The organism is Bradyrhizobium sp. STM 3843, from assembly GCF_000239815.1.
Taxonomy (GTDB): Bacteria; Pseudomonadota; Alphaproteobacteria; order Rhizobiales; family Xanthobacteraceae; genus Bradyrhizobium.
Map to the genome: position 1 here is coordinate 1 of NZ_CAFK01000041.1, position 8,473 is coordinate 8,473.

At 64.4% G+C, this 8,473-nt stretch carries 3 protein-coding genes and 1 pseudogene; 1 reads left to right on the forward strand and 3 read right to left on the reverse strand.

Going from position 1 to position 8,473, the window contains the following annotated elements:
• The 3 genes and pseudogenes from BRAS3843_RS06130 to BRAS3843_RS06140 all read right to left on the reverse strand — a co-directional run.
• Positions 1 to 347 (reverse strand): annotated as a pseudogene (locus tag BRAS3843_RS06130) (outer membrane lipoprotein carrier protein LolA); the annotation flags it as partial.
• A gap of 179 nt (positions 348 to 526) precedes the next feature.
• Complete coding sequence (locus tag BRAS3843_RS06135) at positions 527 to 2,986, reverse strand: DNA translocase FtsK (RefSeq protein WP_008967900.1); 2,460 nt, start codon at positions 2,984 to 2,986, stop codon at positions 527 to 529.
• A gap of 13 nt (positions 2,987 to 2,999) precedes the next feature.
• Positions 3,000 to 4,214, reverse strand: a complete 1,215-nt coding sequence (locus BRAS3843_RS06140) for an aminotransferase class I/II-fold pyridoxal phosphate-dependent enzyme (RefSeq protein WP_035980951.1) — start codon at positions 4,212 to 4,214, stop codon at positions 3,000 to 3,002.
• Positions 4,215 to 5,373: 1,159 nt separating this feature from the next.
• Here BRAS3843_RS06140 and bamA point away from each other — a divergent pair.
• A complete protein-coding gene (bamA, locus tag BRAS3843_RS06145; protein WP_244425134.1) occupies positions 5,374 to 7,848 on the forward strand; it encodes an outer membrane protein assembly factor BamA in 2,475 nt (824 codons plus the stop codon).
• Positions 7,849 to 8,473: the final 625 nt, after the last annotated feature.

The following is an 8,473-nucleotide window of genomic DNA, read 5'->3' on the forward strand; positions in this document are numbered from 1 at the left end:
AAATCGCCCTTCACCTTGCTGCCGTCGGGCCCGACCTGGACGAAATTGCCCACCAGGGTCTGCAGCGAGGACAGATAGGCACTGACCCTTGCGGCCTGCGCCTTCTGGTTGGCATCGAAGGTGGTGAAGATGCTGGCCGGAACATTGCGCCGCGGATCGGGAATGACCGGGTTCGGCGGCACGGTCTGCGTGGTGCCGGTGGTCTGCGGACCGCGCTGGCCCTCGGACGCGCTCAGCTGGGTTCCATCGCGCCCCTTCGGCGCGGCCTTCGGGGTCGGAACCGTCTGCGCGGCGCAATGGCCGGCGACGCTCGTCAGGGCGGCAACGAGCAGCGCCGCGAGCGTCATGCCGGCGGGGCTTGGCGCGATGCGCACCGCGGATGGCGACGGAATTGAGGTGTTCGAGACTGGGCTGTTCAAAACGACGTCCTGAGGTTTTGCGCGTTTCTAGCTCGGTTCGGGTGCGCCGCGTGATCGTAATTGCGTGAAGAATAAGGGACTCATGAGGCTAGGTTGGGGCCGCCACGCTAGAATCCGCCCTCTTCCTCCGGCACCAGGATCTCGCGCTTGCCGGCGTGGTTGGCCTGGCCGACGATTCCCTCTTGTTCCATCCGCTCCATCAGCGAAGCGGCCTTATTATACCCGATCTGCAGCCGCCGTTGAATGTAGCTGGTGGAGGCCTTGCGGTCGCGTTTGACGATGGCCACCGCCTGCGTGAACAGGTCGTCGCCGCCGCCACCGCCCATGCCGGTGGCGTCGAACACGGCGCCGTCCTCCTCGCTCGGCTCTTCCGCGGTGACCGCCTCGAGATATTCCGGCGAGCCCTGCGTCTTCAGATGGCGGACGACCTTCTCGACCTCCTCGTCGGAGCAGAACGGACCATGGACGCGGCTGATGCGGCCGCCGCCGGCCATATAGAGCATGTCGCCCTGGCCGAGCAGCTGCTCGGCGCCCATTTCGCCCAGGATGGTGCGGCTGTCGATCTTGGAGGTGACCTGGAAGGAGATGCGGGTCGGGAAGTTGGCCTTGATGGTGCCGGTGATGACGTCGACCGACGGCCGCTGCGTCGCCAGGATCACGTGCAGGCCGGCGGCGCGCGCCATCTGCGCCAGCCGCTGCACCGCGCCTTCGATGTCCTTGCCGGCGACCATCATCAGGTCGGCCATCTCGTCGACGATGATGACGATATAGGGCAGCGGATCGAGATCGAGCTTCTCTTCCTCGTAGATCGCCTTGCCGCTCTCCTTGTCGAAGCCGGTGTGCACCGTGCGCGTGATCTCTTCGCCCTTGTTGCGGGCCTCCGCAAGCCGCGCATTGTAGCCGTCGATGTTGCGCACGCCGAGCTTGGCCATCTTCTTGTAGCGCTCTTCCATCTCGCGCACCGCCCATTTCAGGGCGACGACGGCCTTCTTCGGATCAGTGACGACCGGCGTCAGCAGATGCGGGATGCCGTCATAGACCGAGAGCTCGAGCATCTTGGGGTCGACCATGATCAGGCGGCACTGATCGGGCCGCAGACGGTAGACCAGGCTCAGGATCATGGTGTTGATGGCGACTGATTTGCCCGAGCCGGTGGTACCGGCGATCAGCATATGCGGCGTGCGGGCCAGATCGATGATGATGGAGTCGCCGCCGATATTCTTGCCGAGGCACAGCGGCAGCTTGGCGACGCTCTCGGTGGCTTCCTTCGCCACCAGCAGCTCGCGCAAGTAGACCTTCTCGCGATGCGCGTTCGGCAGCTCGATGCCGATCGCATTGCGGCCGGGCACCACCGCGACGCGCGCCGACAGCGCGCTCATCGAGCGGGCGATATCGTCGGCGAGACCAATGACGCGGGACGATTTGATGCCGGGCGCCGGTTCAAGTTCGTAGAGCGTGACCACCGGGCCCGGATTGGCTTTGACGATCTCGCCGCGCACGCCGAAATCCTGCAGCACGCCTTCGAGCGCGCGCGAATTGGCTTCCAGCTCGCTCTTCGAGAGCGGCTGACGGTCGGCAGCCTTCGGCGCCGCGAGCATCGAGACCGAGGGCAGCTCGTATTTCTCGGACTTGCGGCTGGGCTTCGGCGCAGGCTTCTTGCGTGGTGCGCGCGCGGCCGGCGCCTCCTCCTCTTCTTCCTCCTCGTCCTCGATCTCCTCCTCGTCGTCCTCGTCCGCCATTTTCGGCGCCAGGCTCGCCTGGCTGCGGCCGCCAAGCTTGGGCTCGTTGCGTTTGATCCCGCCGCGGGCCTGCGGCCCGCTCGAGACGAAGGCGCGATAGGCGGTGGCCAGGAACCAGACGATTCGCGCTTTCGCGCTCATGATGGCGTGGAAGACGAAGCCGAGCCGAACGGCGCCCTTGTCGTCCTCCTCGTCCGGATCGGCCAGAGGCGTATCGTCTTCCTCATCCGCGCCCAGTCCATCCTCGCTCTGCCGCGCCCCCAGGCCGCCGGCGACCAGCAAGGCGACGGTCATCGCCAGGCCAAAGAGGCTGCCGAGCACCAGGCGATAGACCAGGCCGGGCGGACCGAACACGACCGCGGGCGCCCGCACCAGCGCATCGCCGACGACGCCGCCAAGTCCGGTCGGCAGCGGCCAGGCAGCCGAGCGCGACCAGCAGCTGGCAAAGCCGGCCGCGATCACCACGCAGAGAATCCAGGCGCCGAAGCGCAGCGCTTCCCGATCGAACGGCCGGTGGGTCAGCATGCGCCAGCCGCGGATTGCGAGCGGCAGGATCACCATGATGGCGCCCAGGCCGAGGATCTGCATCAAAAGATCAGCCCCGATCGCGCCGGGATAGCCGACGATGTTGCGGATCGGCCGCGAGGTGGCGTGGCTGAGGCTCGGGTCCTGCACCGACCAGGTCATCAGCGCCGCGGTGGCGACGCCGGAGATCGCGATCAACACCAGGCCGATGAGCTCGCGCAGCCGCCGCACCAGCGCGTCGCGAAGCGACGTCGGCAGGTGGTTGACAAGGGGAATGACTCGTTCGATCGCCGGCATGCTCATCTGCCCCGCAGACCTAACCCAGAACCTCGACCAGCCGGTGCAAGGCCTCGCCGGTGGATTCGCTATCGGCCACCAGCGCCAGCCGGATATAGCCGGTGCCAGGGTTGAAACCATCGGCCTGCGGCTGCGCCAGATAGCTGCCGGGCACGACCCGAACTCCGGCGTCGCGATAGAGTTTCACCGCCGAGGCGATATCGCCACCGCGATCGGAGACGTCCAGCCAGACACAGAAGCCGCCGGCCGGGCGCTTGTAGCCGTAACGGTTGCCGAGAATCTGATCGGCGAGATCGAACTTGAGGCGATAGAGCCGGCGGTTCTCCTCGACATGGGCCTCATCGCCATAGGCTGCGACGGCCACGTGCTGCAGCGGCACCGGCACCTGGGGCGCCGCGACATTGCGCAACTCGTGAAAGACGCCGAGAAAGCGCTTGTCGCCGGCGGCGAAGCCGATCCGCATGCCCGGCACGTTGGAGCGTTTCGACAGCGACTGGAAGGCGACCACGTTGGTATATTCAGGGCCGGCCTGTTCGAGCACGCTGCCCGGCGCCGTCAGCGTATAGATCTCCGAATAGCATTCGTCGCTGAAGATCATGAAGCCGAAGCGATCGGCGAGCCGCTTCAGCTTGCGGAAGTAATCCGGTGTCGCCACCGCGCCTTGCGGATTGGCGGGCGAGGCGATGTAGAACGCCACGGTGCGTGCCAGCGTCATCTCGTCGAGCGCATCGAGGTCCGGCAGGAATCCGGTCTCGGGCGTGGTCGGCAGATAGATCGGCTCGCAGCCGGCGGTGCGCGCGCCGACGCCATAGACCGGGTAGAACGGATTCGGCATCAGGATCGCCGGCCGGCCGCGGCGCGGGCCGACATGGCGGAGCGCGGCGTGAGCGGCGAAGAACAGACCTTCGCGACTGCCGTTCAGGACCAGGACTTCGCTCTCGGGATCGAGCGGCCGCGGCAGGACAAAGCGGCGCGACAGCCATTGCGAGGCGGCGCTACGGAACGGCTCGATGCCCTTGGCGGCGGGGTAGCGGCCGAAGGCTGCGATGTGCTGCGCCAGCACCGGGCCGACAAAATCCGGAACCGGATGCTGCGGCTCACCGACAGCGAGCGTAATCAACGGCTTGCCCGGGCTATAGGGCGACAGCAGTTCGGTCAGCCGCACAAACGGCGAGCGTTCGCTCTCCGAATGGCCGGCGCCCACGGGCGCGGGGGATGAAGCGGTCATTGCCATACGTCAACGCGCCAATACTGTTGAAGCCGCCGATCGCCCCCGTTCTCGGTTGGAGCGGATGGAATCACCATAGATAAGGCGAGGTTAAGACGCGATTAACCATCGGAGCCACCCGTGGTTTTGCTCGCTTTTGCCGGTCCGATCCAGAGGTTTTTTCGCAACAGCGGCAGACATTGTGGCGCTGCCTGAATGGAAGGCAGTCAAAGGCTCTGGTCCACGGCAAAAAGCTTGGATCGTGCTTCGGACGTCGCATGTGGTGTGGGCCCCGATGTTCATCTCCTAGGCGGCTAGTAGGGGCACATCGCTTGCGGCACGCGCCGTGCTTACCTCGCCCCCGCTTGCCGGGAGAGGTCGGATTGCATCGCTAGATGCAATCCGGGTGAGGGGGACAGGTCCACCAACTCGCACCGATTGTGCGTCTGCCCCTCACCCCAACCCTCTCAGCGCGAGCGAAGCTCGTCGCGGCCCCGTAAGAACGGGGAGAGGGAGCGCACTGTCACGCGCGGCGACAGCGGTTGCGATCACGTGCTGAGCGGGGAAACGGAGGTCGACTGAAGCACGAGCATGGTCAGCTAAGCAGCGTCGAGCGCGTCAATGAGAAACCGCGCCTGCGCTTATGGTCCTATCAGCAGGACGGAAGGCCCGTGTCGCTAGCGTCGGCAATCGTTGAATAAAGGCGGCCCGGTGCGCCGGAATGAATGGGAATCAGTGCGCACCGGGCCTTACCCGAACCACTTGGGGGCGCTAGTTCGGATGACGAGAACCTAGCACCACAGTTTTTCCCGCGTGTTGCCGGCATTCTAAGATTTATAGAGATTGATTTCCAAAGCCTGCAAATACGCCGAGCCGGGTCTAATTGCTTAATCGAGATGTCTCCGGCGATGTGCCGCAGGTTTGTGCGGGCCGCCACCGACACATCTACTAGCCGGCGCCGTTCTCGCCTGCCGAAGGTTTCTGATTAGAAACACTTAGTCACGCTCGGTATCATCCGAAATTTCGCGAAATCAACTCGGCGCATACTGACCATCTTTCCATTGCATCACCGATTCCGAAGGCGTGTGCCGGCGTAGATCGCGTCGCGCATCCGTTCACGGATTGAGAATGCGAAAGAGCCTCGATGACTGGTCTGACACTGCGGGGGGGCGTGCTCGCCCTGATCATGTTCGCCATGCCGGTGGTTGCACCGCTCGCAGCAATCGCAGCCTCCGGGCCCGCCACAGCGCAGACCGTGGCCTCGATCACGGTGGAGGGCAACCGGCGCGTCGAAGCCGAGACCATTCGCTCCTATTTCAAGGCCGGACCGAACGGAACGCTTGATGCCGGCCAGGTCGACGACGGCCTGAAGGCGCTGATCGAGACCGGCTTGTTCCAGGACGTGAAGATCAATCGCCAGGGCGGCCATCTCGTTGTCAGCGTGGTCGAGAACGCCGTGATCGGCCGCGTCGCCTTCGAGGGCAACAAGAAGATCAAGGACGAGCAGCTTTCGGCCGAGGTGCAGTCGAAGCCGCGCGGCACCTTCTCACGGCCGATGGTGCAGTCGGACGCGCAGCGCATCTCCGAGATCTACCGCCACTCCGGCCGTTACGACGTGCGCGTCACGCCTGAAATTATCGAGCAGCCGAACAATCGGGTCGATCTGGTGTTCACGATCGAGGAGGGTGGCAAGACCGCCGTCAAGTCGGTCAACTTCGTCGGCAACAACGCGTTCTCCGCGGCGCGGCTGCGCGACGTCATCAAGACCCACGAAACCAACTGGCTCAGCTTCCTTGGCGGCAACGACATCTATGATCCGGACCGCGTCGAAGCCGACCGTGACCTGATCCGCCGCTTCTATTTGAAGAACGGCTATGCCGACGTGCAGGTGGTGGCTGCGCTGACTGAGTATGACCCGGAGCAGAAGGGGTTCCTGGTCAGCTTCAAGATCGACGAAGGTCAGCAATACCGGGTCGGCTCGGTTCAGTTCCAGTCCTCGATTGCCGCGCTCGACGGCAACTCGCTGCGCAGCCTGTCGCGCGTCAGCATCGGCTCGCTCTATAATGTCGAGCAGGTCGAGAAATCGGTCGAGGAGATGCAGATCGAGGCCTCGCGCCGCGGCTTCGCCTTTGCCGTGGTGCGTCCGCGTGGCGACCGCAATTTCGAGGCGCACACCGTGTCGATCGTGTTCACGGTCGACGAAGGGCCGCGCACCTATATCGAGCGCATCACCATTCGCGGCAACACCCGCACGCGGGACTACGTGATCCGGCGCGAGTTCGACATCGCCGAAGGCGATGCCTATAACCGCGCCCTGGTCGACCGTGCCGAGCGGCGGCTGAAAAATCTGGACTTCTTCAAGAACGTCAAGATCACGACCGAGCCGGGCTCGTCCAGCGATCGCGTGATCCTGGTGGTCGATCTCGAGGAGAAATCGACCGGCGACTTCTCGGTCTCGGGCGGCTATTCGACCACGGATGGCGCGCTGGCCGAGGTTTCGATTTCCGAGCGCAACTTCCTCGGCCGCGGTCTGTTCGCCAAGGCGTCGGTCTCCTACGGCCAATACAGCCGCGGCGTGTCGCTGTCCTTCGTCGAGCCATATCTGCTCGACTACCGGATCGCGCTCGGCCTCGACGTTTACTACAAGCAGCAGCTCGCCAACAGCTATACCAGCTACGGCGTCACCACGATCGGCTTCAGCCCCAGGCTCGGCTTCCAGCTGCGCGAGGATCTCTCGCTGCAGCTGCGCTATTCGCTGTATCGCCAGGAAATCTCGCTGCCGTCCTATTATCAGAACTGCAACAACAATCCGAACAACACCCTGCTCGCCTTCAACCCGACGCCGGCCTATATCGCCAACGTGCTCGGCGGGGTCGATCCGACCAATTCGACCAGCTCCGGCTATTATGGCTGGGGCTGCTTCGCCGACGGCGAATCCACCCTGCCGGTCCGCAAGGAGCTCTCCGACGGCGCGGCGCTGACCTCGGCGATCGGCTATACGCTCTCCTACAACACGCTCGACAACAACAAGAACCCGACCGACGGCCTGATGGTCGACTGGAAGCAAGACCTCGCCGGCGTCGGCGGCAATGTCAGCTATCTCAAGACGGCGGTTGATGCGAAATACTTCACGCCGCTGGTCTCGGAGATCGTCGGCCTGATCCACCTGCAGGGCGGCATCCTGAACAAGGTCGGCGACAAGGACCTGCGCATGCTCGACCATTTCCAGATGGGCGCGAACCTGGTGCGCGGCTTCGCCTCCAACGGCATCGGGCCGCGTGACATCACCTATATCAATTTCGGCGCCACCGGCGATTCGCTCGGCGGCACCAAATATTGGGGCGCCTCGGCGGAGCTGCAGATGCCGTTCTGGTTCCTGCCGAAAGAGGTGGGCCTGAAGGGCGCGGTCTATGCTGATGCCGGCTCACTCTGGGGCTATCAGGGCCCGACCTCCTGGGCCGCCACCGGCGAGGTCAATTCGGCGGCCTGCAAATGCGGCCTGCAATACGACGACAGCAAAGTGGTGCGCACCTCCGTCGGTGTCGGCCTGATCTGGGCCTCCCCCTTCGGCCCGCTGCGCTTCGACTACGCGGTGCCGCTGACCAAGGGCAAGTACGACATCGTGCAGGAGTTCCGGTTCGGCGGCGGCACGTCGTTCTGACACCGGTCATTGTTGAAGCGCGTCGTTTCGAAGGGCCATGATGACGACCGCCTTGAGTATTGGGAGGGACTGCGCGGCCTCCCCTCCGCTGTCATCCCGGGGCGTGCGAAGCACGAACCCGGGATCCATAACCACAGGCCGATGTGATACGGCGCATTGGCAGACGTTAGTGTAACAAATTGCTCTGGGTGGCTGTGGATTCTGGGCTCATCGCTTCGCGATGCCCCGGAATGACGATGGAGATATTTGCGGCGCGGATGCCCGCCATGCGCAGATTGCCCGTCGTGTTAGTTTGTCGCACGCGTGCGGCCTTGCCATGTCGGGCAAATCACAACGATCATTCCGCCCGTCTCGCCGCCACATGAGGGGCGTATCGCGGTCGTCACGGACGTAGGCGGTGAGATGCGGTGGGCGTGAGCGCGTCGGAGCGAGCTGCTAGTTCGCCGACGAACGGCGCAGTCACGCACGGTCAAGTCGCGCGGTCCTGATCCTCCGACGCTAGGATCCCGCGCTGATGCGCAAGCATCATGCGCGATACGGTGGCCAGAAAGCCCGGCGCACCGGGGAGAACGCGAAGCAGCCGTTAAAGCCATCGCGCAGGGAAGGCCGGGATGTCTTGGCCAAA